This window comes from Pseudomonas sp. 15C, assembly GCF_055484735.1.
In genome coordinates, this window is the sequence record NZ_JBUDGD010000059.1 from 1 (window position 1) to 25191 (window position 25191).

Sequence of the window (25191 nt, forward strand, 5' to 3'; positions counted from 1 at the left end):
ACCACCGAGATCGGCGCGACCTCGCGGGAGATTGCCGCGACCTCGCGAGATCTGGTGCGCACGATGACCGAAGTGTCGACTGCGGCCGATCAGGCCTCGGTGCTTGCCGGCTCCGGCCAGCAAGGCCTGGCGCGCATGGAAGACACCATGCACTCGGTGATGGGCGCCGCCGATCTGGTCAACGCCAAACTGGCGATCCTCAACGAGAAGGCTGGCAACATCAATCAGGTGGTCGTCACCATCGTCAAAGTTGCCGATCAGACCAATCTGCTGTCGCTCAACGCTGCCATCGAAGCCGAGAAGGCGGGTGAATACGGGCGTGGGTTTGCCGTGGTCGCCACCGAAGTACGGCGTCTGGCCGACCAGACCGCCGTCGCCACTTACGATATCGAACAAATGGTGCGCGAGATCCAGTCGGCGGTGTCGGCCGGGGTGATGGGCATGGACAAATTCTCTGAGGAAGTGCGTCGCGGCATGTCCGAGGTGCAGCAGGTTGGCGAGCAGTTGTCGCAGATCATTCATCAGGTGCAGGCGCTGGCGCCGCGGGTGTTGATGGTCAACGAAGGCATGCAGGCCCAGGCCACCGGCGCCGAGCAGATCAACCATGCGCTGGTGCAGTTGGGCGACGCCAGCAGCCAGACCGTCGAATCGCTGCGCCAGGCCAGTTTCGCCATCGACGAACTGAGCCAGGTGGCCGTCGGGCTGCGCAGCGGCGTTTCGCGATTCAAAGTCTGATGAACGAAGTCATCGCCAAGCGCGGTGTTGCGCCAGTGACGAAACCGGCATTGTTCCTGCTGTTTCGCATCGGCAGCGAGCGTTATGCCCTGCGCGCCACCGAAGTGGCGGAAGTGTTGCCGCGAGTGGCGTTGAAGCCGATTGCCCGGGCGCCGCAGTGGGTCGCCGGAGTGTTTGCCTATCGCGGTGCGGTGGTGCCGGTCATCGACCTCAGTGCCTTGACCTTCGGCCAGCCTGCCGAGGCGCGCACCAGCACGCGGTTGGTGCTGGTCAACTATCGCCCGGATGACGCCGAGTCCGCGCAGTGGCTCGGGCTGATTCTCGAGCAGGCGACCGATACCCTGCGTTGCCATCCTGAAGATTTTCAGCCTTACGGCCTGGATAACCGCGAGGCGCCGTACCTCGGTCCGGTGCGCGAAGACGCCCAGGGGCTGGTGCAGTGGGTGCGGGTCAATGACTTGCTCGACGAGTCGGTGCGCGCCTTGCTGTTTCCCGATCCGCCGCGCGACCCGGCGCAGCTTGAGGCGCAGGCATGAGCGCTGATCAGCGGTTTTTCGACTTTCTCAAAGAGCGCATCGGCCTCGATGTAACGTCGGTCGGCCCGGCGATCATCGAGCGTGCTGTGCGTCAGCGCACCACGCTTTCGCAGGCGGCTGATAGCGATGACTACTGGCGATTGCTGCAAGGCTCGCGGGATGAGCAGCAGGCGCTGATCGAAGCGGTGATCGTGCCGGAGACATGGTTTTTCCGTTATCCGGAATCCTTCGCCACGCTGGGCAAACTGGCGCGCGCCCGGCTTAAAGAACTGAATAACATGCGCGCTCTGCGCATTCTCAGCCTGCCGTGTTCCACCGGCGAAGAACCCTATTCGATTGCCATGGCCCTGCTCGATGCCGGATTGCAGCCGCATCAATTCAAGGTCGACGGGATGGACGTCAGCCCGCTCTCGGTAGAGAAGGCGCGGCGTGCCTTATACGGCAAGAATTCGTTTCGCGGCCAGGATCTGGATTTCCGCGAACGGCATTTTTTCGCCGAGCAGGATGGCCATCGGGTCAACGAAAACGTGCGTGAACAGGTGCGTTTGCAGGTCGGCAACGTGCTCGATCCAGCGCTCTTGGCCAGTGAGCCAGCCTTCGATTTCGTGTTCTGCCGCAACCTGCTGATCTACTTCGACCAGCCGACCCAGAAGCAGGTGTTCGAAGTGCTCAAGCGCCTGACGCATTTCGACGGCGTGCTGTTTATCGGCCCCGCCGAGGGCAGCCTGCTCGGCCGTCTGGGCATGCGCTCGATCGGCATTCCCCAGTCGTTCGCGTTCAGCCGTCACAGCGAACCGCACCCCGAGCCGTTGCCGACGCCGAAACCGATCGCCGTGCCGATCAGCCAACCGCTGCGCAATCCGCCGCCAGTGCCGGTTGTGCGCAGTCGCCCGTTTGCTGCCGTGACACCATTGCCAACCGCGGCCAAAGCCGCGAATCCGGACGCCGCCAGCTTGCTGGCGCACATCGCTGCGCTGGCCAACGAAGGCAAAAGTGCCGAAGCGCGCGCCGCTTGCGAACAATACCTGCGCAGCCATGAACCGGTGGCGCAGGTGTTCTACTGGCTCGGCCTGCTCAGCGATGTCACCGGCCTGACCCTCGAAGCCCAGGGTTTCTATCGCAAGGCGTTGTACCTCGAACCGCAACACCCCGAAGCGTTGATGCACCTGGCGGCGTTACTGCAGGCCCAGGGCGACACGGCGGGAGCCCGACGATTGCAGGAGCGTGCCGCCCGCAGCGGCCGCACCGCCGACAGTGAGCGCAAACGATGATCGCGTCCGACACTTTCAACGTCACCCACGAAGACGCCCGCGACATCGACGATTGCTGGAATCGCATCGGCATTCATGGCGACAAGTCTTGCCCGCTGCTCGAAGAACACATTCATTGCCGTAACTGCTCGGTGTATTCCGCCGCCGCCACGCGTCTGCTCGACCGTTACGCGTTGCAGCAGGACGAGCGCGACCCGGTGGCCAGCGCCGTGGAGACGGACGTAAAGACCCGCTCGCTGCTGATGTTTCGCCTTGGCGAGGAATGGCTCGGGCTGGCCACGCGCAGCTTGGTGGAAGTCGCGCCGATGCAGGCGATTCACTCGCTGCCGCATCAGCGCTCGCGAGCGCTGCTGGGCGTGGCCAACGTGCGTGGCGCGCTGGTCGCGTGCCTGTCGCTGGTCGAATTGCTCGATCTGGACGCCAATGCGGCGCCGACCACTGGCGCGCGAATCATGCCGCGTATGCTGATCATCGCCGCCCATGGCGGGCCGGTGGTGGTGCCGGTGGACGAGGTCGACGGCATTCATGCCATTGACGAGCGCATTCTTGCGGCCGCCTCGCAATCCGCTGCGCAGGCAAGTGCGAAATATACTCGCGGTGTTTTGCAATATCGCGGTCGCAGCTTGCGCTGGCTCGACGAAGAACAGTTGCTGTCCGCCGTGACCCGGAGCCTGACATGACCCCCGAGCAAATGCGCGACGCCTCGCTGCTCGAGCTGTTCAGCCTTGAAGCCGAGGCCCAGACCCAGGTTCTCAGCGCCGGGCTGCTGGCGCTGGAACGCAATCCAACTCAGGCCGATCACCTAGAATCGTGCATGCGCGCCGCCCACTCGCTCAAAGGCGCAGCGCGGATCGTCGGCATCGACAGCGGCGTCAGCGTCGCCCATGTCATGGAAGATTGCCTGGTCAGCGCGCAGGAAGGGCGCCTGCTGCTGCGCCCCGAGCATATCGACGCGTTGTTGCAGGGCACCGATTTGCTCATGCGCATCGCCACGCCGGCGAACGCGCCGCAACCGCCAGACATCGAGGCCTATGTAGCGTTGATGGCGCGGTTGCTCGATCCGTCGGCAGCCCCGGCAGCAGCGCCCGTCGTCGCGCCGCCGATGGCCGAGCTGCAACTCGAGCCCGCACCAGTGCCGGTGCCAGCTATGGAGGCGCCTGTCGAAGCTGCCGAGCCGGCACCGCGCAAAAGCAAGCGCACCACGGAAGGTGGCGAGCGCGTGTTGCGGGTGACGGCCGAACGCCTGAACAGCCTGCTCGATCTGTCGAGCAAATCGCTGGTGGAAACCCAGCGCCTCAAGCCGCATCTGGCGACCATGCAACGCCTCAAGCGCATGCAGAACAATGGCCTGCGCGCGCTGGAAAACCTCAACGTGCACCTCAAGGAACACGCCTTGAGCCTCGAGGCGCTGGAAGCCCTCGAAGACGCGCGCCGTTTGCTCGCCGAATCGCAACAATTGCTCAGCGAGAAAAATGCCGAACTCGATGAGTTCGCCTGGCAGGCCAGCCAACGCGCGCAAGTGCTTTATGACACGGCGCTGGCCTGTCGCATGCGCCCGTTCGCCGATGTCCTCAGCGGCCAGGTGCGCATGGTCCGCGATCTGGGGCGCAGCCTCGGCAAACAGGTGCGCCTGGAGATCGAGGGGGAGAAAACCCAGGTCGACCGCGACGTGCTGGAAAAGCTCGAAGCACCGCTGACGCATTTGTTGCGCAACGCGGTCGATCACGGCATCGAAACGCCTGAACAACGCCTGCTTCAAGGCAAGCCGGAAGAAGGCCTGATTCGCCTGCGCGCCTCGCATCAGGCCGGTTTGCTGGTGCTGGAACTGAGTGACGACGGCAACGGTGTCGATCTGGAAAAAGTCCGCCGCAGCATCGTCGAGCGGCAGTTATCCCCAGCCGAAACCGCTGCGCAGTTGAGCGAGGAAGAACTGCTGACCTTCCTGTTCCTGCCCGGTTTCAGTCTGCGCGACAAGGTCACCGAAGTGTCCGGTCGCGGCGTCGGCCTCGATGCGGTGCAGCACATGGTCCGCCAGTTGCGCGGTGCCGTGGTGCTGGAGCAGACGGCGGGCGAGGGCAGCCGCTTCCACCTGGAGGTGCCGTTGACGCTGTCGGTGGTGCGCAGTCTGGTGGTGGCCGTCGGTGAAGAGGCTTATGCCTTCCCGCTGGCGCACATCGAACGCATGTGCGATCTGGCGCCGGAAGACATCGTTCAGGTCGAAGGCCGCCAGCATTTCTGGCACGAAGGACGGCATGTCGGGTTGGTTGCGGCCAGTCAACTGCTCAATCGCCCGGCCAGCCAGAACAGCGGCGAAACCCTCAAGGTCGTGGTGATTCGCGAGCGCGATGCGATTTACGGTGTGGCGGTCGAGCGTTTCATCGGCGAGCGCACCCTGGTGGTGTTGCCGCTGGATGAGCGGCTGGGCAAGGTTCAGGACATTTCCGCCGGCGCCTTGCTCGATGACGGCTCGGTGGTGCTGATCGTCGACGTCGAAGACATGCTGCGCTCGGTCGACAAACTGCTCAACACCGGGCGCCTGGAACGAATTGCCCGCCACGGCAATCAAGCCGCGGAAGCTGCGCGCAAGCGGGTGCTGGTGGTGGACGATTCGCTGACCGTGCGCGAACTGCAACGCAAACTCTTGCTCAACCGTGGTTACGACGTCGCAGTAGCGGTCGATGGCATGGACGGCTGGAATGCCCTGCGTTCCGAGGACTTCGACCTGCTGATCACCGACATCGACATGCCGCGCATGGACGGCATCGAACTGGTTAGCCTGCTGCGCCGCGACAACCGTTTGCAATCGCTGCCGGTGATGGTCGTCTCGTACAAGGATCGCGAAGAAGACCGGCGCCGTGGACTGGACGCCGGCGCCGACTATTATCTAGCCAAAGCCAGTTTTCATGACGACGCCCTGCTCGATGCAGTGGTCGAGCTCATCGGGGGAGCGCGGGCATGAGGATCGCAATCGTCAATGACATGCCGCTGGCGGTGGAGGCGCTGCGCCGGGCGCTGGCCTTCGAGCCGGCGCATCAGGTGGTCTGGGTGGCGCGCAACGGCGCCGAGGCGGTGCAACTGTGCGCCGAAAACACTCCGGACCTGATCCTGATGGACCTGATCATGCCGGTGATGGACGGTGTTGAAGCGACGCGTCGGATCATGGCCGAAACCCCTTGCGCCATCGTCATCGTCACTGTTGACCGCCAGCAGAACGTACACCGGGTCTTCGAAGCCATGGGCCACGGCGCGCTGGATGTGGTCGACACCCCAGCCGTTGGCGGCAGCAACCCGCAGGAAGCAGCGGCGCCGTTGCTGCGCAAGATCCTCAATATCGGCTGGCTGATCGGCGACAAGGCGCCACGCGCGCGGCCGGCGCCGACGACCCAGCGCAGTTCGGCCTCACGTCAGCGCCTGGTGGCGATTGGTTCGTCTGCTGGCGGCCCGGCAGCGCTGGAGGTTCTGCTTAAAGGTTTGCCCAAGGATTTCTCGGCAGCGATTGTGCTGGTTCAGCATGTCGATCAGGTGTTCGCCGCCGGCATGGCCGAATGGCTGGCCGGTGCCAGTGGCCTGGATGTGCGTCTGGCTCGCGAAGGCGAGCCGCCACAAAGCGGCGCGGTGCTGCTGGCCGGGACCAATCACCATATTCGCTTGCTCAAGAACGGCACGCTGGCCTACACCGCCGAACCGGTCAACGAAATCTACCGCCCCTCGATCGACGTGTTTTTCGAAAGCGTCGCCAATTACTGGAACGGTGACGCCGTCGGGGTTTTATTGACCGGGATGGGGCGCGACGGCGCGCAAGGGCTTAAGCTCATGCGCCAACAGGGTTATTTGACCATCGCCCAGGATCAGCACAGCAGTGCGGTGTACGGCATGCCCAAGGCCGCCGCGGCCATCGATGCTGCCGTGGAAATCCGTCCACTGGAAAGAATAGCGCCACGGTTGCTGGAGATTTTCCCCAAATGAACAGGTATATCCGCAATCCTGGCCCCCGCAGCACTCAGGTGACCGCCCATGAATGATTTACAGATCGACGACATCAAAACCGACGAAAACGCCGCCATGGTGTTGTTGGTGGACGATCAGGCGATGATCGGCGAAGCGGTGCGCCGTGGGCTGTCGAATCAGGAAAACATCGACTTCCACTTCTGCTCCGATCCGCAGCAAGCCATCGCCCAGGCCGTGCGCATCAAGCCGACGGTGATTTTGCAGGATCTGGTCATGCCCGGCCTCGATGGCTTGAGTCTGGTGCGCGAATACCGCAATCATCCGGCGACCAAGGATATCCCGATCATCGTCCTGTCGACCAAGGAAGACCCGCTGATCAAGAGCGCGGCGTTCTCCGCCGGGGCCAACGATTATCTGGTGAAACTGCCCGACACCATCGAACTGGTGGCGCGCATCCGCTATCACTCACGCTCCTACATGACCCTGCTGCAGCGCGATGCCGCTTACCGGGCGCTGCGGGTCAGCCAGCAGCAATTGCTCGACACCAATCTGGTACTGCAACGGCTGATGAACTCCGACGGCCTGACCGGGTTGTCCAATCGCCGACATTTCGATGAATACCTGGAGCTGGAGTGGCGCCGCTCGTTGCGCGATCAAAGCCAGTTGTCGTTGCTGATGATCGATGTCGATTACTTCAAGTCGTACAACGACAGTTTCGGTCACGTCGAGGGCGATGAAGCCTTGCGCAAGGTCGCGGCGGCGATCCGCGACGCCAGCGCGCGGCCATCGGATCTGCCGGCGCGTTATGGTGGCGAGGAGTTTGTGCTGGTGCTGCCGAACACCTCGCCGGGCGGCGCGCGGCTGGTGGCGGAGAAGCTGCGCCAGACTGTGGCGGCGCTGAAGATTCCGCACAATACTCCGGCGGCCGGCGACAGCCTGACCATCAGCATCGGTCTGGCGACCATGGTGCCGCAGGCCGGCAGTGATTGCCGCCTGCTGATTTCGGCGGCGGACCGTGGTTTGTATCTGGCCAAGAACAATGGGCGCAATCAGGTCGGGATCGAGTAAACGCTCTCCCTCACCCCAGCCCTCTCCCAGGGGGAGAGGGGGCCGACCGAGGTGTCTCGGATTCTGCATCGACCTGCTCCACCGAGTCGATTATGGATCTTTGAGCTTGGCGATTATGGATTCAGCTAAGCCATTCAAGTCGGCGTAGCTCTCGAATATCCCCCAATCAGTCCCCTCTCCCTCCGGTAGAGGGCTAGGGTGAGGGCTGCGATCTCGGCCCATTCACCGCCAGACGGGCTGCCGCGCCAGCCTGATTACGTTATACTCGCCGGCTTTCAAAAGTTCGCCAACGAGTGCTGCCCGTCATGGAAATCAACCCGATCCTGAACACCATCAAGGACCTGTCCGAGCGCTCCGAAACTATTCGGGGGTATCTTTGACTACGATCAAAAGCATGAGCGTCTGACCGAGGTCAATCGCGAGCTTGAAGATCCGAGTGTCTGGAACAAACCTGAATACGCCCAGGAACTGGGCCGCGAGCGCGCTGCGCTGGCGCAGATCGTCGATACCCTCGACGAACTGAACGCCGGTCTGGCCGATTGCCGCGACCTGCTGGACATGGCCGTCGAAGAAAACGACGAAGGCGCAGTCGGTGATGTCGTCGCCGAACTGGCCCGTCTCGAGGAAAGTCTGGCCAAGCTGGAATTCCGCCGCATGTTCAGCCATGAAATGGACCCGAACAACGCCTACCTGGACATCCAGGCCGGTTCCGGCGGTACCGAAGCGCAGGACTGGGCCAACATCCTGCTGCGCATGTACCTGCGCTGGGCTGACAAACGCGGTTTCGAAGCGACCATCATGGAACTGTCCGCCGGTGAAGTCGCCGGTATCAAAGGCGCGACCGTGCACATCAAGGGTGAATACGCCTTTGGCTGGCTGCGTACCGAGATCGGCGTGCACCGTCTGGTGCGCAAGAGCCCGTTCGACTCCGGCAACCGTCGCCACACCTCGTTCTCGGCGGTGTTCGTCTCGCCAGAGATCGACGACAAGGTCGAAATCGAAATCAACCCGGCGGACCTGCGCATTGACACCTATCGTTCCTCCGGTGCCGGTGGTCAGCACGTAAACACCACCGACTCGGCCGTACGTATCACTCACGTACCGACCAACACCGTGGTCAGCTGCCAGAACGAACGTTCCCAGCACGCCAACAAGGACACCGCCATGAAAATGCTGCGGGCCAAGTTGTACGAGCAGGAAATGCAGAAACGCAACGCCGCCTCGCAAGCGCTGGAAGACACCAAGTCCGATATCGGCTGGGGTCACCAGATTCGCTCCTACGTGCTCGATGCGTCGCGGATCAAGGATCTGCGCACCAACATCGAACGCAGCGATTGCGACAAGGTGCTCGACGGCGACATCGACGAATACCTGGAAGCCAGCCTGAAATCGGGCCTGTAACAGACGCCAACACAGGATCGACCGTTTCAGCTCGATCCCTGTAGGAGCCAGCCCGCTGGCGATCCCCGGACCGCAGGGTCCGGGGGCAACGAACCTGATGGAATACTTAAAGACATGAGCGACCTACAACTCGACCCGCAAGCCCTGCAACAGGAAGAAAACTCCCTGATCGCCCTGCGCAAGGAAAAGCTTGCTGCCGAGCGCGCCAAGGGCAATGCCTTCCCGAACGACTTCCGCCGCGACAACTACTGTGATGCCTTGCAGAAACAGTACGCGGACAAGACCAAGGAAGAGCTGGCAGAGGCTGCAATCCCGGTCAAGGTTGCCGGTCGCATCATGCTCAACCGTGGCTCGTTCATGGTGATCCAGGACATGACCGGGCGCATCCAGGTCTACGTCAACCGCAAGACCTTGTCGGAAGAAACCCTGGCCGCGGTGAAAACCTGGGACATGGGCGACATCATTGCCGCCGAAGGCACCCTGGCGCGCTCCGGCAAGGGCGACCTGTACGTTGAAATGACCAACGTGCGCCTGCTGACCAAGTCGCTGCGTCCGCTGCCGGACAAGCACCACGGCCTGACCGACACCGAACAGCGCTACCGTCAGCGTTACGTCGACCTGATCGTCAACGAAGACGTGCGCCAGACCTTCCGCGTGCGTTCGCAAGTGATTGCGCACATCCGCAGCTTCCTGATGAAGCGCGACTTCCTCGAAGTCGAAACGCCGATGCTGCAGACCATTCCCGGCGGCGCTGCGGCCAAGCCGTTCGAAACCCACCACAACGCGCTGGACATGGAAATGTTCCTGCGTATCGCGCCGGAGCTGTACCTCAAGCGTCTGGTAGTCGGTGGTTTCGAGAAGGTCTTCGAGATCAACCGCAACTTCCGTAACGAAGGCGTTTCGACGCGTCACAACCCTGAATTCACCATGTTGGAGTTCTATCAGGCCTACGCCGATTACGAAGACAACATGGACCTGACCGAAGAGCTGTTCCGCGAGCTGGCGCAGCTGGTGTTGGGCAGCACCGACGTGCCGTACGGCGACAAGGTGTTCCACTTCGGCGAGCCGTTCGTGCGTCTGTCGGTGTTCGACTCGATCCTCAAGTACAACCCTGAGCTGACCGCCGATGACCTTAACGACATCGATAAGGCCCGTGCCATCGCCAAGAAGGCCGGCGCCAAGGTGCTGGGCTTCGAAGGTCTGGGCAAACTGCAGGTGATGATTTTCGAAGAACTGGTCGAGCACAAGCTGGAACAGCCGCACTTCATTACCCAGTACCCGTTCGAAGTGTCGCCGCTGGCCCGTCGCAACGATGACAACCCGAACGTCACCGACCGCTTCGAGCTGTTCATCGGCGGCCGTGAAATCGCCAACGCCTACTCCGAGTTGAACGACGCCGAAGACCAGGCCGAGCGCTTCATGGCGCAGGTGGCCGACAAGGACGCCGGCGACGACGAAGCCATGCACTACGACGCCGACTTCGTGCGTGCGCTGGAGTACGGCATGCCGCCAACCGCCGGTGAAGGTATCGGCATCGACCGTCTGGTGATGTTGCTGACCAACTCGCCGTCGATTCGCGATGTGATCCTGTTCCCGCACATGCGACCGCAAGCGTAAACGTTTCAGTTAAAAAGCCGCCTAAAACAGGCGGCTTTTTATTGCCTGTCTGGTACAAATGTATCAATTGGTTAATTTGGAATTAGTAGAGGAAGTGCTGTCGTGATGGGTGCAATAGCTCAAGAAGGTGCAGCGGGTATCGCCACTGCGGTCGCTGAAAGTGTTCAGTACCAGGGCCGCAAGGCCAGCCGACAGGGCAGTGAGCAGCGTCGCCAGGACATTCTCGACGCGGCCATGCGCATTGTCGTGCGCGACGGCGTGCGTGCCGTGCGCCACCGCGCGGTGGCAGCCGAGGCCGGTGTGCCGCTGTCGGCGACCACGTATTACTTCAAGGACATCGACGACCTGCTCACCGATACCTTCGCTCAATATGTTGAACGCAGCGCGGCGTACATGGCCAAGCTGTGGATCAACAACGAGGGCCTGTTGCGCGAAATGGTCGTCAGTGGCGACGGTAGCCCCGAGTCACGCTCGCAACTGGCCGACGACATCGCGCGGCTGATGGCCGACTACGTGCACCGGCAGTTGATCAACCGTCGCGAGCATTTGATGGCCGAACAGGCGTTCCGCCAGGAAGCGCTGCTCAACCCACGGCTGGCGATTCTGGTGCGCTCGCATCAGCAGATTCTGTTGCAGGGCACCTGCCAGTTGTTTCAGGTATTGGGCTCGCGCGAACCGCAGCAGGATGCCAAAGTGTTGACGGCGATTATCGGACGGATGGAATATCAGGGCCTGCTCAACGACGCCGAGCCTTTGGCCGAAGAGGACATGCTCGGCATCCTGACGCGGTATATGCATCTGGTGCTCGCCTCGGTCTAACGCGAACCCTGTAGGAGTGAGCCTGCTCGCGATGGCTGTCTCACATCCTGCATTTTCGTTGGCTGACATACCGTCATCGCGAGCAGGCTCACTCCTACAGGGGAAAGCGATCACAATGAACGCCGCTTGTGTTCATAAGGAGTCTCGAATGAAGTCCTGGCGTGGCGTGCTGATGGCCTTGTCGTTGCTGCTGCTCAGCGGCTGTCTGGTGACGTTCAAGGAGCCGCTGGCGGCCAGCGACCCGGCGCCCAAGGGCTTGCTCGGCAAGTGGTCGAGCACCAATGCCTGGGGCGAGCCGATGAACCTTGAGCTGACTCGCGTCGGCAATGACCGCTACCAGGCCGTTACCTGGTTCAAGGCCAAACCGCGCGAACGCGAAGCTTATCCGTTTACCGTGTCACGGCATGGCAACCGCTGGTATCTGTCAGCGAAAGTGCCGGCGCGTTTCGGCGGCCACTTCACCATTGCCGGGTTCGAAATCACCGACAAGCGCGAACTGGTGATCTACAACCTCGACCTCGAGCAGATCAATCAAGCGATCAAACAGCACGCCCTGAACGGTCAGGCCTTCCAGACCGACGATGGCGACGGCGTGCACGTCGACAGCAATCTCGACAAGGTCTTCGCTTACCTTGATGATCCGGCCAATTCCGATGTCTTCGTTGAAGCTGCGCGCTATCAGCGCCAAGCCAGCGCCCAATAATTCACACGTCAGGTTTTTTACAGGAGTTTCGGGTGGACGATTACCAGCAGACGATACGCATGTTGTCCGATCGCATTGTGCTGGCGCAAACGCCGATCCGCGTGCTCGATGCGGTCAAGTGGGACGAAAACGTGCGCAAGGGCTTTCTCAAGGCCAAGGGCAAGGAAATGCCCGCCATCGATCGCGACTACTACCTCAATCGGCCACTGTCGTTCGATTCGAGCCAGGTCAAACTGGAGTTCCAGAACATCGAGCGCGACATCACCCGCCAGCTCGGCCAGTTCAACCCGGTCGGCCAGATCATGCGGCGCATGTGCAAGGAATACCGCATGGTCGTGCGCATGCTCGAAGCGCGCGGCACCGAGGATTTCGGCCTGATCTCGCAAGAACTGTACGGCGCCGCGTCCGATGCCTTCCATGCCGGTGACCCGACCCTGGCCGACCTTGGCCTGATGATGTCCGACTACCTGAACAACATCGATGGCCGCGGCGATCTGAAGGACGAACCGAAAATCCTCACCGCCAAGGACGCCGTGCACTTGCTGCAAACCCGTTTGAACAAGGTGTTCGGCGAGGCCGAGGAAACCATTCGGGTGTTCGAGTCCGACGGCATTGTCGCCGATGCGGCGGCCGGCGCCGACTACATCAAGATCCGCACCGACGCGATGTTCAACAACCGTGACGTTCGCGCACTGGAGGTTCATGAAGGGCTGGTGCATGTCGGCACGACGCTCAATGGTTTGAATCAGCCGATCTGCACGTTTCTGTCGAAAGGTCCGCCGTCGTCGACCGTGACCCAGGAAGGTCTGGCAATCCTGATGGAAATCATCACGTTCGCCTCCTACCCGAGTCGCCTGCGCAAACTGACCAATCGCACCCGTGCCATTCACATGGTCGAGGAGGGCGCGGACTTTTTGCAGGTGTTCGAGTTCTTCCGCGAGCAAGGCTTTGAAATGGCGGAAAGCTATGGCAATGCCAGTCGGGTTTTCCGCGGTTCGACGCCGACCGGTCTGCCATTCACCAAAGACTTGTCCTACCTCAAGGGCTTCATCATGGTTTACAACTACATTCAGTTGGCCGTGCGCAAAGGCAAGCTCGAGCAGATTCCGCTGTTGTTCTGCGGCAAGACCACGCTGGAAGACATGCGTACTCTGCGCCAACTGGTGGATGAGGGGCTGGTGGTGCCGCCGAAGTATCTGCCGGATCAGTTCCGCGATCTGAACGCGTTGTCGGCGTGGATGTGCTTCTCCAACTTTCTCAACCACTTGAGCCTGGACCGGATCGAAGCGGATTACTCCAATATCCTCTGATCCAAACACAAACCCCTGTGGGAGCTGGCTTGCCAGCGATTGCATTCTGTCAGTCAATTTGATGTTGGCTGACCCACCGCCATCGCTGGCAAGCCAGCTCCCACAGGGTTATTTGTTTGTCTTTTAATCGATTGCTTGCCAATTTCTTGCGAGGTTTCAACGGATGAGAATCCTCGGCATCTTTTGCCTGCTTCTGACCCTCGGCGGTTGCAGTTCGCTGCTGTTCTACCCCGAACCGGGCCAAGTCTTCACCCCGGAAAAAGCCAAACTCGACTACCGCACGGTCACGCTGGTGACCGCTGATGGCCTGAAACTCAACGCCTGGTGGCTGCCGGCCAAACCCGGCGTGGAAGTCAAAGGCACGGTGCTGCATCTGCACGGCAACGGCGGCAACCTGCCGATGCATCTGGGTGGCAGTTGGTGGCTGCCGAAAAACGGCTATCAGGTGCTGCTGGTGGACTATCGCGGGTACGGCTTGTCCGAAGGCAAGCCGAGCTTGCCGGCGATCTATCAGGACATCGACGCCGCGTTCGCCTGGCTGGACAACGCCCCGGACGTCAAAGGCAAACCGTTGGTGCTGCTCGGGCAAAGCCTCGGTGGCGCGATGGCGGTGCATTGGTTGGTGCAGCATCCTGAGCGGCAAAAGCAGCTCAAAGCCCTGGTGCTCGACGGTGTGCCCGCCAGTTACCGCAGCGTCGGCCAGTATGCGCTGAGCACGTCGTGGCTGACCTGGCCGTTGCAGGTGCCACTGTCGTGGCTGGTGCCGGACGGCGACAGCGCGATCCATTCGATGGCGCAACTCACCGGTGTGCCGAAACTGATTTTCCACAGCATCGACGATCCGCTGGTGCCGATGGTCAACGGCATTCGACTGTATCAAGCGGCGCCGCCACCGCGGGTGCTGCAACTGACGCGCGGCGGCCATGTGCAAACCTTCGGCGATCCGGTGTGGCAGCAGGTGATGCTGCGTTATCTCGACGACCCCGAGCATTTCAACGGCCTGCGCCGCCTCGGCGAAATCCCCAACTATCCAGCGCCCCCGAATTCTGAAGATGAGAACCCGCAATGACTGAAGAACGTAACGCCATCCCGCTGATCATCACCGGTATCTGCAGCATCCTCGGCACCGTCGGGGCACTGTGGTACTACGGCTACCTGCACTTCGCCAAACCCGAGGATGCGCTGCTGCTCAACGAGTTCACCATGCTCAAGACCGTGCCCGGTGAGGACTACAAATTATCGCTGACTCCGGCGCCGCAAGTGGCGCAGTGCATTGACGGCGTGTTGGTGTTGTTTGATACCGAGCAGAAAGGCCTGACCGGGGTGCTGGTCAATGGGCAGAAGAAGGCTGTGCGGTGCATGGGCGAAGAGACGCCGCAGAAGCTTGAGCATTAACGCGATCCTTTGTAGGAGTGAGCCTGCTCGCGATAGCGGTGTATCAGCCAAATAAATATTGACTGAGCGGACGCTATCGCGAGCAGGCTCACTCCTACACAGTTCGTCTTCGTGCATGAAAAAAGCCCCGCCTGATCACTCAAGCGGGGCTTTTGCGTTCCAGCGCGAACCTTAGTTCGAACTCACCGAAGAACGCGGTGCAACCGGCTGGTTGTCGTTGGAAATGGTCACTTCGACCCGACGGTTCATCGCACGGCCCGAGACGCTGCCGTTATCCGCGACCGGGTATTCCTTGCCATAACCCTGGGCGACGATACGCGATGGATCGACACCCATTTTGATCAGGGCCATTTGCACCGAAGTCGCACGGCGCTCGGACAGCGACTGGTTGTAGCTGGCGGTACCGGTGCTGTCGGTGTAACCCTCGACGATCACTTTGCGGTCCGGGTTTTCCTGAAGGAATTGCGCCAGTTTGTTGATATTCACCAGACCGCTGGATTTCAGGTCAGCCTTGTTGGTGGCGAACAGCACGTCACCGAACGTCACCAGCGTGCCGCGATCGGTCTGCTTGGCGTTGAGGCTGTCCTGCAGCTGTTTGATCTGCTGATCACGGGCATCCAGACGGGCCTGTGCACGTTGTGCGGCGGCGTTCTTCAGGTTGTTCTCAGCGGTGCGCAGAGCGATGGTTTGCTTCGCCACTTCCACGCGCTGGTTGGTCAGGTAGGCCAGTTGGTCAACCTTGGCCGCGTCTTCTTTATCCAGATAGGCCTTGTCGGCCTTGTCCAGGTAATCACTGGCGTCTTTGGTTTCCAGGGCGGCGACTTTGCTTGCCTGCGGGTTGGCCTGCAGGCCGGCGTAATTGGTGCGCGCCTGTTCCAGGTTCGGGTTAGGCGGGGTAGAGCAGGCAGCCAACGCAACGCTTGCGGCCAGAAGAGCGGGAATCATCAGTTGCTTACGCATAATTTGTCGTCCTTTCTATCGGTAAGAGTTTCAGCTTTGCAATCGGGATGCGCGCTTACTGCACGGTGCGCTGGCTTTCCTGACGCAGTTCCTGAACACCTTTCTGGGAATCCTTCACAGCCTGTTCAGCCTTGGCAGCCTGAGCCTTGCGTTCAGCGACGCGAGCGTCCCACTCAGCCTGTTCGGACAGGCGACGGGCTTCGTCATACTTCTTGTCGTGCATGGCGATTTCGGCTTGTTTGAGCTTGTCCTGCGCTTGCTTCATTTCCACCGCAGCGAACTCGGTACCGCCGGCGCTGACCGCGCTGTTGACGGCCGATTGGGTCACGGCGTACTGCTCGGTCGGTGGATTACCGGCGCAACCGGCCAGAACGAAGCTGGTGCCGATGGCCAGAGCGGCCAGTTTCAGACCGCGCAGGTGGGAAAACGTGGATTGGGTTTTCATGGTCTTCAACTCCATTAGGCATCTCCTGAAAATACAACTGAATCCATCCTGGCAGAGGAGCCGAAAGCATCGCTTGTTGACGCGAATTGAAACGCTCGTTCCAGGCGTGGTTACCTGTTCCGACCGGCGGCATTTTTGAAAAGTTCAGAAAAGATGGCCTATCGCCAAAAATTAAATTGACCGTTTGGACAAGGCTCTGGGACGGGAACTTTGGCGGTTTGAAGCGGTACGCGCGGGTGATTTTTAAGGTAAATATCAGGGTTGGCAGGGCCCTGTGGGAGCTGGCTTGCCAGCGATGAGGCCATCATGCTCAGCACATCTTTGACTGAAATGACGCCATCGCGAGCAGGCTCACTCCTACATTTTGGTCTGTGTTGGGTCAGTGATTCTGTTTGTTTTCGGCTGAAGCCAGATCATGCAAATGCCGTCTCGACAGCGCAAGAAAACGCGGCGTCGGCCCGACGTCTTCGTACAGCGGATCACCTTCCTCATCGGTCGCGACCACCGTCGAACCTTTCACATACGGCAGGCTCGCCTCGAACTCTTCAAGCGCCGCGCCGATCAGTTCGCCGAGCAATTCTTCGGGATGGCGTTTGGGGTACATCTCGGCAATCGCCGCCAGCCTTGCGGCAGATTCCACGTCCAGATGAATCGTGTAGCCAGTATCGGTCAGGCGACCTTTGGCGTTTTCTTCCCAATGCTGGGCAAGTTCACGGATTTTCATGATGACCTCATTTCGCACCTGCTCATGGCAGGTCTGGGTGAGTGTCCGCCAGGGCCGGCGGCAAGCCGTCGTGCGGCTTACTGTTGAGACTAGCTTTGCCGCTCAAGGTTTAAAGTCCCTTCGTCGGCTGCTTGTAAGAAGCGCCGCAGAGCGGCACTCTCTCGGGCAAAGCATTCGTTTCTGCGCCGTCCCGATTACCGTTGGAGAACTGCTGATGACCGATATTGATGCACGCTTGCGCGAAGATGTTCACCTGCTCGGAGAGCTGTTGGGCAACACCATTCGAGATCAGTACGGCGAGCCGTTCCTCGCCAAGATCGAGCAGATCCGCAAGGGCGCCAAGGCTGACCGGCGCGGTTCGATGGACGCCGAACTGAGCGCCAGCCTCAATCAGCTGAGCGAAGACGAATTGCTCCCGGTGGCGCGCGCGTTCAACCAGTTTCTCAACCTGGCGAACATTGCCGAGCAGTATCAGTTGATTCATCGGCGCGAAGAGTCGCAGCCGGCGCCGTTCGAATCCCGCGTATTGCCTGAACTACTGGCGCGTTTGCGCAGCGAAGGCCACAGCGCCGAATCCCTGGCCCGGCAACTGGCGCGGCTGGAAATCGAACTGGTGCTGACCGCGCACCCGACCGAAGTCGCCCGCCGCACGTTGATCCAGAAGTACGACGCGATCGCCGCGCAGCTTGCCGCACAGGACCATCGCGACCTGACCAGCGCCGAGCGCGAACAGATCCACACCACCTTGCAACGATTGATTGCCGAAGCCTGGCACACCGAAGAAATCCGCCGCACGCGGCCGACGCCAGTCGACGAAGCCAAATGGGGCTTTGCGGTGATCGAACATTCACTGTGGCAGGCGATTCCCAACCATATGCGCAAGGCCGACAAGGCTCTGCATGAAGCCACGGGCTTGCGCCTGCCGCTGGAGGCCGCGCCGATACGCTTCGCCTCGTGGATGGGCGGCGACCGTGACGGCAACCCCAATGTCACCGCCGCCGTAACCCGTGAAGTGTTATTGCTGGCGCGCTGGATGGCTGCCGACCTGTACCTTCGCGACGTCGACCACCTCGCCGCCGAACTGTCGATGCAACAGGCCAGTGACGCGCTCAAGGCGCATGCCGGCGACAGCGCCGAACCGTATCGTGCGGTGCTCAAGCAATTGCGCGAGCGTCTGCGTGCGACACGTAATTGGGCTCACGCCGCGCTGACCGCGCCGACGCCTGCGCCTGCCGAGGTGCTGCATAACAATCGCGACCTGCTCGGGCCGCTGGAGCTGTGTTTCAACTCGCTGCATGAATGCGGCATGGGCGTGATCGCCGACGGGCCGTTGCTCGATTGCCTGCGTCGCGCGGTGACTTTCGGCCTGTTCCTGGTGCGTCTGGATGTGCGTCAGGATTCTGCGCGGCACAGCTCGGCGATGACCGAAATCACCGATTACCTCGGCCTCGGGCGTTACGAGGAATGGGACGAAGAACAGCGGATCAAATTTCTCACTCAGGAATTGAGCAACCGCCGCCCGTTGCTCCCGGCGCATTTCAAACCGTCGGCCGACACCGCCGAAGTGCTGAATACCTGCAAGGAAATCGCCGCCGCCCCGGCTGCATCGCTCGGCTCTTACGTGATCTCCATGGCCGGCGCGGCTTCCGATGTGCTCGCCGTGCAACTGCTGCTCAAGGAATCCGGCGTGCTGCGGCCGATGCGCGTGGTACCGCTGTTCGAAACCCTCGCCGACCTCGACAACGCCGGGCCGGTGATGGAGCGGCTGTTGCTGCTGCCGGGTTATCGCGCGCGCCTGCAAGGCCCGCAGGAAGTGATGATCGGTTACTCCGACTCGGCCAAGGATGCCGGCACCACCGCGGCGGCCTGGGCGCAATACCGCGCGCAGGAACGGTTGGTGGAAATCTGCCGTGAGCAGCAAGTCGAACTGCTGTTGTTCCATGGTCGCGGCGGCACCGTCGGCCGTGGCGGCGGCCCGGCGCACGCGGCGATTCTGTCGCAGCCACCGGGTTCGGTGGCGGGGCGGTTCCGCACCACCGAGCAGGGCGAAATGATTCGTTTCAAATTCGGTCTGCCCGACATCGCCGAGCAGAACCTCAATCTGTATCTGGCGGCGGTGCTCGAAGCGACGTTGCTTCCACCGCCGCCGCCGACGCCCGAATGGCGGCACCTGATGGACGAACTGGCGGCGGACGGTGTCGGCGCTTACCGCCAGGTGGTGCGCGAGAATCCGCAGTTCGTCGAATACTTCCGCCAGTCCACTCCGGAGCAGGAATTGGGGCGCCTGCCGCTCGGCAGTCGTCCGGCCAAGCGCCGCGCGGGCGGTATCGAGAGCCTGCGGGCGATTCCGTGGATCTTCGGCTGGACGCAAACGCGACTGATGCTGCCGGCGTGGCTCGGCTGGGAGTCGGCGCTGAGCAAGGCGCTCGAGCGTGGTGAAGGCGAGTTGCTCGGGCAGATGCGGGAACAGTGGCCGTTCTTTCGCACGCGCATCGACATGCTGGAGATGGTGCTGGCCAAAGCAGACGCCGATATCGCGCTGTCCTACGATGAGCGTCTGGTCGAGCCGGAACTACTGCCGCTGGGCGCGCAGTTACGCGACCTATTGTCGCAGGCGTGCGCCGTGGTGCTCGGCCTGACCGGCCAGTCGCAGCTGCTCGCGCACAGCCCTGACACCTTGGAATTCATCCGTCTGCGCAACACCTATCTCGACCCGCTGCATCTATTGCAGGCCGAACTGCTGGCGCGCTCGCGGCAGCAGGAAGTCGAGCAGGGCAGCCCGGTGGAACAGGCGCTGCTGGTGTCTGTGGCGGGGATTGCCGCCGGTTTGCGAAATACCGGCTAACGTTTGCAACGGGGCATGCGGCATCGAGCAATCGCTGTCACATGCCGTGTTGCGTGGGCGGAGAAAGTGCCGCCAGGCGACAGTTAATGATGGGGTTGCGACTTGGGTTACCGCGTCGCAAGGTCGCAGCGGGCGTCGGTTTCTCCGACTTTTGGCGTCTTGTGTGGGCGCAGCCTGCTGTGTATCTTGATCAGCCTTTGGCCGTTTGTGCGGCCACGACCCGTATTTTTCAGGATTCGTCCCAAGCGGCGAATCCTTTGTTTTGTAAAAGCTTTTTATAAAAAAATTGAGGAGCACATCTAATGCGCGTCATTCTGCTGGGAGCTCCCGGGGCCGGTAAAGGTACTCAGGCTAAGTTCATCACCGAGAAATTCGGCATTCCACAAATTTCCACCGGCGACATGCTGCGCGCAGCGGTCAAGGCCGGCACACCACTGGGCGTTCAAGCCAAGAGCATCATGGATGCCGGCGGCCTGGTGTCGGATGACCTGATCATCGCTCTGGTCAAGGACCGCATTGCCCAGCCTGACTGCGCCAACGGTTTCCTGTTCGACGGCTTCCCGCGCACCATCCCGCAGGCTGAAGCGCTGGTGACTGCCGGTGTCGAGCTGGACGCCGTGGTCGAAATCGCCGTTGAAGACGAAGAGATCGTCCAGCGCATCGCCGGTCGCCGTGTTCACGAGGCCAGCGGCCGCGTTTACCACGTCGTCTACAACCCGCCAAAACTGGCTGGCAAAGACGACATCACCGGTGAAGAGCTGGTGCAGCGCAAGGACGACACCGAAGAAACCGTGCGTCATCGCCTGTCGGTCTACCACTCGCAGACCAAGCCGCTGGTGGAGTTCTATCAGAACCTCTCCGCAAAGAATGGCGGCAAGCCGAAGTACAGCCACATTCCGGGCGTCGGTTCGGTCGATGCGATCACCGCAAAGGTCCTCGCGGCGCTGAGCTGAAAAGTCTGAACCGCTGCATCATCCACGGCCCGCTTGCGGGCCGTAGTTGTTTATACTGACGCACCTTTTTCCCCACCCCTGTTCTGGAAACATCGATGAGTACCTTGCTGGCCCTGGACACCGCGACTGAAGCTTGCTCCGTTGCCTTGCTGCACGACGGCAAGGTCACGAGCCATTACGAGGTGATCCCGCGTCTGCACGCGCAAAAATTGCTGCCGATGATCCAGCAATTGCTGGCTGATGCCGGCACTACGCTGCAAGCGGTCGACGCCATTGCGTTCGGCCGTGGGCCGGGTGCATTCACCGGTGTGCGGATTGCCATCGGCGTGGTGCAGGGGCTGGCGTTTGCGCTGGATCGTCCGGTGTTGCCGGTATCCAATCTCGCGGTGCTGGCGCAACGTGCGTTGCGCGAACACGGCGTGAGCCAGGTCGCAGCGGCCATCGATGCGCGCATGGACGAAGTCTATTGGGGCTGCTACCGCGAGACGGCAGGTGAAATGCGTCTGGCCGGCGCCGAAGCCGTGCTGCCACCGGAAGTCGCAGCGCTGCCGGCCGACGCCAGTGGCGAGTGGTTCGGTGCTGGCACCGGTTGGGGCTACGGCGAGCGCATTGCGGTCAACCTGACCGGCGCCGATGCCGGCATGCTGCCCCACGCCGAAGACCTGCTGACCCTGGCGCGTTTTGCCTGGGAACGCGGCGAGTCGATCCCGGCGGACGACGCACAGCCGGTCTACCTGCGCGACAAAGTCGCCACGCCAAAAGCCCGCTAAATCACCGCTTTCCCCTGTAGGAGCGAGCCTGCTCGCGAAGCGGTGACTCAGATAAGGAAATTTGTCTGATGCGGCGCACTCGCGAGCAAAGTGAAATAAGTCACACGCAAATATCGCCAATCGTCAGTTTTTTCCCCTCGTTTAAAACCTTTTGCGCTTTATGTGTTCTAGTTATCACTCGGCAGTTTGCTAAGTCGGCCAGGTGCCGCTAAATTGCCATCATTGATACCGAGCATGAAATTATGCGTATAGACGGCGTTTCCTCTCAGTCCTATCCCATCAAGCGCAAGCCTCGCAAAGGCCCTGTGACGTTGGATGAATCCCTCGACGATATCGACGGCGAGCTGGAGTTTCCGACTGAAGAACAACTGGCGGCCCGTGCTGCCGCCAAAGCCACTGCGCAACGCCTGAGCAATCTGCCCGCCCGTCAGCAAGACATGATCTACCACCGCGCCATGAGCAAAAGCGTAGCGATGGCCCTGGCCAGCTACCTGAGCACCGCCGGTTTTGTCGATTGGGATGCCGACGTGCTGGGCCTCGATCTGTATATCTGATGGATCTGCCTTACTACCTTGGATGCCCGTCCTGGAGCGAAAACGCCTGGCGCGAGTATCTGTATCCGGTAGACGCAAAAACCTCCGACTTTCTCGGCCTCTATTCCCAAGTGTTCAACGCCGTCGAAGGCAATACCACCTTCTACGCCAGCCCGTCGCCCGCCACCGTGCAGCGTTGGGCCGAGATCATGCCCGAACACTTTCGCTTCACCGCCAAATTCCCCGGCGACATCAGCCACAGCGGTGACTTGCGCGATCAATTGACCCCCGCCGAAACCTTCCTGCAATTACTCAAGCCGCTCGGCAAACGGGTGTCGCCGTTGTGGTTGCAACTGTCGAAAGGCTTCACCCCGCAGCGGCTGCCGGAACTGACGGCTTTCATCGATGCGCTGGACTGTCCGTTGGCGGTCGAAGTGCGCAACGAGCAGTTTTTCGCCAAGGGCGAGAGTGAGCGCTTGCTCAACCGCCTGCTGCTGGATCGTGGTGTCGAGCGCATCTGCCTCGATCCGCGCGCGCTGTTCAGTTGCCTGTCGACCAAGTCTTCGGTCATCCACGCACAATCGAAAAAGCCGCGAGTGCCGACGCGTCCGGCGGCGTTTACCCAGTTCCCGCAGGTGCGCTTCATCGGTCATCCTGAGCTAGAAGCCAACGACCCGTTTCTGCTGCCGTGGGTGAGCAAGATCGCCGAATGGATCGAAGAAGGGCGCACGCCCTATATCTTCCTGCACACCGCTGACAATCTGCTCGCGGCGAAGCTGGCGCAACGTTTTCATACGCAATTGATGCAGCGTTTGCCTGGCCTGCCAGCGCTGCCTGAGCTATACAGAGAACCCGCCGCCGAGCAACTTGGCCTGCTCTGAGGCGTCTGTATTTTCCCGCCCGGAGCCTGCCGATGGACGCTTCAGCCCGCAACGAACAAGCCCGTAAGGCCCTTGCCTTCAAAGCCCTGCACGAACAATCGGGGATTTTCGTCATTCCCAATCCGTGGGACGCCGGCTCAGCGAAAATGCTCGCCAGCCTCGGCTATCAGGCTTTGGCGACCACCAGTGCCGGTTATGCGTTTTCGCAAGGCAAGGCCGATGGTGCGTTGAGCCTGGACGAGACCCTGGCCAATGTTCGCGCCATTGTCGCGGCAACGGATCTGCCGGTGGCCGTGGATCTGGAAAACGGTTTTGCCGATGACCCGGCCGAGTGCGCCAAGAGCCTGTTGCGCGCCGCCGAAGCCGGCGCCGTGGGCGGTTCAATCGAAGATGCCACTGGCCGCGCAGACGCGCCGATCTATTGTTTCGAACACGCCGTAGCGCGCATCGAAGCCGCTGTTGCGGCGGTGCGCACGCTAGCGTTTCCCTTCGTGCTGACCGCCCGCGCGGAAAACTACCTGCACGGCAACCCCGATATCAACGACACCATCCGCCGTTTGCAGGCCTTCGCCGGAGCGGGCGCCGACGTGTTGTACGCACCGGGCTTGCGCACTGCCGAAGAAGTGCTGGCGGTGGTCCGTGCCGTGGCGCCGAAACCGGTGAATGTGTTGATGTCTGGCGGTTTGCAACTGACGGTGCAGCAATTGCAGGACATGGGCGTGCGGCGGGTCAGCACCGGTTCGGCCTTGGCGCTGGCGGCGTTTGGCGAGTTTTTCCGCGCCGCTGAGGAAATCCAGCAGTCGGGCACCTTTGGCTTCACATCGCAGTCGATGCCGTACGCCAAGGCCAATCAATTGTTCAAAGGCTGAGCATGGGGCGCTGGATTTTCTGGTTAATTCTATTGGCGCTGGGCGGAGCTGCGGTCAGCGTCTGGCGCGGTTGGCTGGACGTGCCGGCGCAGTGGGATCCGTGGGCGCCGCTGGACATCAAAGCCACGCCCAATTGGCTCACCGGTTACAAGCTGATGCGTCTGCGCAGTGACCCGGCACTTTGCGCCCAGGCCCTGAGCAGTTCGGATCTGCGCGTTTCATCGCAATCCGACAGCCCTGGCGCCAAGTGCCCGTTGATTGGCGCATTGCGCGTACAGGGTGGTGAGACCGCGCTGAGCAGCAGTTTCCTCGCCAGTTGCCCGTTGGCGGTGGCTTACGCGATGTTCGAACATCATTCCCTGCAACCAGCCGCGCACGCCGTTTACGGCCAGAAGGTCGCGCGCCTCGATCATCTTGGCAGCTTCGCCTGTCGCAATGTGTATAACCGCGAGAGTGGGGCGCTTAGCCGTCACGCCAGCGCCGATGCGCTGGATATCGCCGGTTTTCGCCTGGCTGACGGACGCAGTATCAGCGTGCTGAAAGACTGGCCGAAGGACAATCAGGACGCACGCTTCCTGCGTCAGGTGCGCGATGGCGCCTGCGAGGCGTTCAGTGTGGTCTTGAGCCCGGATTACAACGCAGCCCATCGCAACCACTTTCATGTCGATGTCGGGCGCTGGAGCGTGTGTCGCTGAGGTTTATGCGGCGAGGCGCAGGTTCTGCAGAACGATCGGGCGTGCCCAGCCATTATCGAAATCGAGGGCTTTTTGCTGCTCGACAATTTCTTCCGGCGGGAATGGCGGGTAAGGCTTTTGCAGCAGATCAAGGTCGAACTCGGCGATCGGCAGGTACAGCGGCTTCTTCTGTGGTGCCGGACCTGGCTCTGGCATTGGCTGACCATTATTGATAACGATCGGGCGGACCCAGCTGCTGTCGAAATTCTGCTGTTCCTGCTGGGCTTTAAGTTCTTCCGGCGGGAACGGTGGGAACGGCTTGTCGAGCAATTCCATTTCGAACTCGGCAATCGGCAGGAACAGCGGCTCCGGCGGACGCACTTGAGTTTCGACCACATCGCACTCGCGCTGGCTGATGATGTGCGCGTGCAGTTCGCTGCCGATGGTGGGTTCTTGCGGGCTGTTCAGGTCAACCGGTGGGAACGTGCCGCAGGCTGGCACCACTTCACTCGACTGTTCAGCCAGCGCCTGGGCAAAGAAATCCTGCCACAGGTGACTGACGCCGCCCAGTGCTTGAGTGTTATGACGGCTGAAATCGCCATGGGGCGAGATGTAGCCAATCGATGTGGGAAGAATGCCTGACATTTTTTTCGGTTGACGCTCAGCTCTGGCAAAATGCGCGTTGAATGGTTTATCGGCGGTTTTTGTCGATCCTTAACTTTTTTGAGCGTTTT

Annotated in this window: 25 protein-coding genes; 21 read left to right on the forward strand and 4 right to left on the reverse strand. The window is 61.2% G+C overall.

All coding sequences use genetic code 11. The features are described from left to right. The 14 genes from ACYYKW_RS22315 to ACYYKW_RS22380 form a co-directional block, all read left to right on the forward strand. Positions 1 to 735: methyl-accepting chemotaxis protein (locus ACYYKW_RS22315; protein WP_464991183.1), on the forward strand; the 735-nt coding region annotated here is incomplete at its 5' end. Beyond that, complete coding sequence (locus ACYYKW_RS22320; protein WP_394508644.1) at positions 735 to 1271, forward strand: chemotaxis protein CheW; 537 nt, start codon at positions 735 to 737, stop codon at positions 1269 to 1271. The genes ACYYKW_RS22315 and ACYYKW_RS22320, both read left to right, overlap by 1 nt. Continuing rightward, positions 1268 to 2542, forward strand: a complete 1275-nt coding sequence (locus ACYYKW_RS22325) for a CheR family methyltransferase (protein ID WP_464991184.1) — start codon at positions 1268 to 1270, stop codon at positions 2540 to 2542. Before ACYYKW_RS22320 ends, ACYYKW_RS22325 begins: the two co-directional genes overlap by 4 nt. After that, positions 2539 to 3222, forward strand: a complete 684-nt coding sequence (locus ACYYKW_RS22330; RefSeq protein ID WP_464991185.1) for a chemotaxis protein CheW — start codon at positions 2539 to 2541, stop codon at positions 3220 to 3222. Before ACYYKW_RS22325 ends, ACYYKW_RS22330 begins: the two co-directional genes overlap by 4 nt. After that, entirely contained in the window at positions 3219 to 5501 is a 2283-nt protein-coding gene (locus ACYYKW_RS22335; RefSeq protein WP_464991186.1) for a response regulator, read from the forward strand. The genes ACYYKW_RS22330 and ACYYKW_RS22335 overlap by 4 nt, the downstream gene beginning before the upstream one ends. Then, positions 5498 to 6508, forward strand: coding sequence for a chemotaxis response regulator protein-glutamate methylesterase (cheB, locus tag ACYYKW_RS22340; protein ID WP_203420899.1), 1011 nt, complete (start codon positions 5498 to 5500; stop codon positions 6506 to 6508). Before ACYYKW_RS22335 ends, cheB begins: the two co-directional genes overlap by 4 nt. 48 nt (positions 6509 to 6556) lie before the next feature. Next, a complete protein-coding gene (locus tag ACYYKW_RS22345; protein ID WP_093104337.1) occupies positions 6557 to 7558 on the forward strand; it encodes a response regulator in 1002 nt (333 codons plus the stop codon). 305 nt (positions 7559 to 7863) lie between these two features. Next, positions 7864 to 8959, forward strand: a protein-coding gene (prfB, locus tag ACYYKW_RS22350) for a peptide chain release factor 2 (protein ID WP_157720869.1) whose coding sequence is annotated in 2 segments (ribosomal slippage) — positions 7864 to 7935 and positions 7937 to 8959 — 1095 coding nt in all. Because the reading frame shifts where the segments join, the coding sequence is not laid out codon by codon here. A gap of 114 nt (positions 8960 to 9073) precedes the next feature. Next, the gene (gene lysS, locus ACYYKW_RS22355) at positions 9074 to 10576 is read left to right on the forward strand and encodes a lysine--tRNA ligase (RefSeq protein WP_336354964.1); all 1503 of its coding nucleotides are present in this window, start codon (positions 9074 to 9076) and stop codon (positions 10574 to 10576) included. A 105-nt stretch (positions 10577 to 10681) separates the two neighbouring features. Then, the gene (locus ACYYKW_RS22360) at positions 10682 to 11395 is read left to right on the forward strand and encodes a TetR/AcrR family transcriptional regulator (RefSeq protein ID WP_093104335.1); all 714 of its coding nucleotides are present in this window, start codon (positions 10682 to 10684) and stop codon (positions 11393 to 11395) included. Positions 11396 to 11543: 148 nt separating this feature from the next. After that, on the forward strand, positions 11544 to 12098 hold the full coding sequence (locus ACYYKW_RS22365; protein WP_464991187.1) for a hypothetical protein: 555 nt from the start codon (positions 11544 to 11546) through the stop codon (positions 12096 to 12098). A 59-nt stretch (positions 12099 to 12157) separates the two neighbouring features. Beyond that, complete coding sequence (locus tag ACYYKW_RS22370) at positions 12158 to 13408, forward strand: flavohemoglobin expression-modulating QEGLA motif protein (RefSeq protein WP_172833349.1); 1251 nt, start codon at positions 12158 to 12160, stop codon at positions 13406 to 13408. 163 nt (positions 13409 to 13571) lie between these two features. Then, entirely contained in the window at positions 13572 to 14477 is a 906-nt protein-coding gene (locus ACYYKW_RS22375) for an alpha/beta hydrolase (protein ID WP_336354966.1), read from the forward strand. Then, positions 14474 to 14803, forward strand: coding sequence for a hypothetical protein (locus tag ACYYKW_RS22380; RefSeq protein WP_434591907.1), 330 nt, complete (start codon positions 14474 to 14476; stop codon positions 14801 to 14803). The genes ACYYKW_RS22375 and ACYYKW_RS22380 overlap by 4 nt, the downstream gene beginning before the upstream one ends. 171 nt (positions 14804 to 14974) lie before the next feature. Here the strand turns inward: ACYYKW_RS22380 and lptF are convergent, their stop codons facing one another. The 3 genes from lptF to ACYYKW_RS22395 all read right to left on the reverse strand — a co-directional run bounded on the left by lptF (position 14975) and on the right by ACYYKW_RS22395 (position 16932). Next, positions 14975 to 15763 (reverse strand): lipotoxin F family OmpA-related lipoprotein LptF, encoded by a 789-nt coding sequence (gene lptF, locus ACYYKW_RS22385; protein WP_024011746.1) that lies wholly within the window; start codon positions 15761 to 15763, stop codon positions 14975 to 14977. Between the two features lie 55 nt (positions 15764 to 15818). Then, positions 15819 to 16223: a DUF4398 domain-containing protein gene (locus ACYYKW_RS22390; protein WP_090281970.1), complete on the reverse strand. Its 405-nt coding sequence runs from the start codon at positions 16221 to 16223 to the stop codon at positions 15819 to 15821. 364 nt (positions 16224 to 16587) lie between these two features. After that, the gene (locus ACYYKW_RS22395) at positions 16588 to 16932 is read right to left on the reverse strand and encodes a pilin assembly protein (RefSeq protein ID WP_090281971.1); all 345 of its coding nucleotides are present in this window, start codon (positions 16930 to 16932) and stop codon (positions 16588 to 16590) included. A 214-nt stretch (positions 16933 to 17146) separates the two neighbouring features. Between ACYYKW_RS22395 and ppc the strand changes: the two genes are divergently transcribed. The 7 genes from ppc to ACYYKW_RS22430 all read left to right on the forward strand — a co-directional run bounded on the left by ppc (position 17147) and on the right by ACYYKW_RS22430 (position 24478). Continuing rightward, positions 17147 to 19777, forward strand: a complete 2631-nt coding sequence (gene ppc, locus ACYYKW_RS22400) for a phosphoenolpyruvate carboxylase (protein WP_464991188.1) — start codon at positions 17147 to 17149, stop codon at positions 19775 to 19777. A gap of 302 nt (positions 19778 to 20079) precedes the next feature. Then, complete coding sequence (gene adk / locus ACYYKW_RS22405; protein ID WP_464991189.1) at positions 20080 to 20730, forward strand: adenylate kinase; 651 nt, start codon at positions 20080 to 20082, stop codon at positions 20728 to 20730. 95 nt (positions 20731 to 20825) lie between these two features. Next, the gene (tsaB, locus tag ACYYKW_RS22410; protein ID WP_090281973.1) at positions 20826 to 21500 is read left to right on the forward strand and encodes a tRNA (adenosine(37)-N6)-threonylcarbamoyltransferase complex dimerization subunit type 1 TsaB; all 675 of its coding nucleotides are present in this window, start codon (positions 20826 to 20828) and stop codon (positions 21498 to 21500) included. Positions 21501 to 21742: 242 nt separating this feature from the next. Next, a complete protein-coding gene (locus ACYYKW_RS22415) occupies positions 21743 to 22054 on the forward strand; it encodes a hypothetical protein (protein ID WP_093104322.1) in 312 nt (103 codons plus the stop codon). Next, positions 22054 to 22914, forward strand: a complete 861-nt coding sequence (locus ACYYKW_RS22420; RefSeq protein ID WP_464991190.1) for a DUF72 domain-containing protein — start codon at positions 22054 to 22056, stop codon at positions 22912 to 22914. Before ACYYKW_RS22415 ends, ACYYKW_RS22420 begins: the two co-directional genes overlap by 1 nt. Before the next feature lie 32 nt (positions 22915 to 22946). Further along, positions 22947 to 23783, forward strand: coding sequence for an isocitrate lyase/PEP mutase family protein (locus ACYYKW_RS22425; protein WP_464991191.1), 837 nt, complete (start codon positions 22947 to 22949; stop codon positions 23781 to 23783). 2 nt (positions 23784 to 23785) lie between these two features. Next, positions 23786 to 24478, forward strand: coding sequence for an extensin-like domain-containing protein (locus tag ACYYKW_RS22430; protein ID WP_464991192.1), 693 nt, complete (start codon positions 23786 to 23788; stop codon positions 24476 to 24478). Between the two features lie 3 nt (positions 24479 to 24481). On the opposite strand, the gene ACYYKW_RS22435 is transcribed toward ACYYKW_RS22430, so the two are convergent. Next, positions 24482 to 25102, reverse strand: a complete 621-nt coding sequence (locus tag ACYYKW_RS22435; protein WP_464991193.1) for an energy transducer TonB — start codon at positions 25100 to 25102, stop codon at positions 24482 to 24484. Between the last annotated feature and the right edge of the window lie 89 nt (positions 25103 to 25191).

What these genes read in the sequence shown, in the direction of transcription:
- ACYYKW_RS22320 (WP_394508644.1), top strand. Translation starts at nt 735, where the DNA reads ATGAACGAAGTCATCGCCAAGCGCGGTGTTGCGCCAGTGACGAAACCG.
- ACYYKW_RS22325 (WP_464991184.1), top strand. Translation starts at nt 1,268, where the DNA reads ATGAGCGCTGATCAGCGGTTTTTCGACTTTCTCAAAGAGCGCATCGGC.
- ACYYKW_RS22330 (WP_464991185.1), top strand. Translation starts at nt 2,539, where the DNA reads ATGATCGCGTCCGACACTTTCAACGTCACCCACGAAGACGCCCGCGAC.
- ACYYKW_RS22335 (WP_464991186.1), top strand. Translation starts at nt 3,219, where the DNA reads ATGACCCCCGAGCAAATGCGCGACGCCTCGCTGCTCGAGCTGTTCAGC.
- cheB (WP_203420899.1), top strand. Translation starts at nt 5,498, where the DNA reads ATGAGGATCGCAATCGTCAATGACATGCCGCTGGCGGTGGAGGCGCTG.
- ACYYKW_RS22345 (WP_093104337.1), top strand. Translation starts at nt 6,557, where the DNA reads ATGAATGATTTACAGATCGACGACATCAAAACCGACGAAAACGCCGCC.
- lysS (WP_336354964.1), top strand. Translation starts at nt 9,074, where the DNA reads ATGAGCGACCTACAACTCGACCCGCAAGCCCTGCAACAGGAAGAAAAC.
- ACYYKW_RS22360 (WP_093104335.1), top strand. Translation starts at nt 10,682, where the DNA reads ATGGGTGCAATAGCTCAAGAAGGTGCAGCGGGTATCGCCACTGCGGTC.
- ACYYKW_RS22365 (WP_464991187.1), top strand. Translation starts at nt 11,544, where the DNA reads ATGAAGTCCTGGCGTGGCGTGCTGATGGCCTTGTCGTTGCTGCTGCTC.
- ACYYKW_RS22370 (WP_172833349.1), top strand. Translation starts at nt 12,158, where the DNA reads ATGTTGTCCGATCGCATTGTGCTGGCGCAAACGCCGATCCGCGTGCTC.
- ACYYKW_RS22375 (WP_336354966.1), top strand. Translation starts at nt 13,572, where the DNA reads ATGAGAATCCTCGGCATCTTTTGCCTGCTTCTGACCCTCGGCGGTTGC.
- ACYYKW_RS22380 (WP_434591907.1), top strand. Translation starts at nt 14,474, where the DNA reads ATGACTGAAGAACGTAACGCCATCCCGCTGATCATCACCGGTATCTGC.
- lptF (WP_024011746.1), bottom strand. Translation starts at nt 15,763, where the DNA reads ATGCGTAAGCAACTGATGATTCCCGCTCTTCTGGCCGCAAGCGTTGCG.
- ACYYKW_RS22390 (WP_090281970.1), bottom strand. Translation starts at nt 16,223, where the DNA reads ATGGAGTTGAAGACCATGAAAACCCAATCCACGTTTTCCCACCTGCGC.
- ACYYKW_RS22395 (WP_090281971.1), bottom strand. Translation starts at nt 16,932, where the DNA reads ATGAAAATCCGTGAACTTGCCCAGCATTGGGAAGAAAACGCCAAAGGT.
- ppc (WP_464991188.1), top strand. Translation starts at nt 17,147, where the DNA reads ATGACCGATATTGATGCACGCTTGCGCGAAGATGTTCACCTGCTCGGA.
- adk (WP_464991189.1), top strand. Translation starts at nt 20,080, where the DNA reads ATGCGCGTCATTCTGCTGGGAGCTCCCGGGGCCGGTAAAGGTACTCAG.
- tsaB (WP_090281973.1), top strand. Translation starts at nt 20,826, where the DNA reads ATGAGTACCTTGCTGGCCCTGGACACCGCGACTGAAGCTTGCTCCGTT.
- ACYYKW_RS22415 (WP_093104322.1), top strand. Translation starts at nt 21,743, where the DNA reads ATGCGTATAGACGGCGTTTCCTCTCAGTCCTATCCCATCAAGCGCAAG.
- ACYYKW_RS22420 (WP_464991190.1), top strand. Translation starts at nt 22,054, where the DNA reads ATGGATCTGCCTTACTACCTTGGATGCCCGTCCTGGAGCGAAAACGCC.
- ACYYKW_RS22425 (WP_464991191.1), top strand. Translation starts at nt 22,947, where the DNA reads ATGGACGCTTCAGCCCGCAACGAACAAGCCCGTAAGGCCCTTGCCTTC.
- ACYYKW_RS22430 (WP_464991192.1), top strand. Translation starts at nt 23,786, where the DNA reads ATGGGGCGCTGGATTTTCTGGTTAATTCTATTGGCGCTGGGCGGAGCT.
- ACYYKW_RS22435 (WP_464991193.1), bottom strand. Translation starts at nt 25,102, where the DNA reads ATGTCAGGCATTCTTCCCACATCGATTGGCTACATCTCGCCCCATGGC.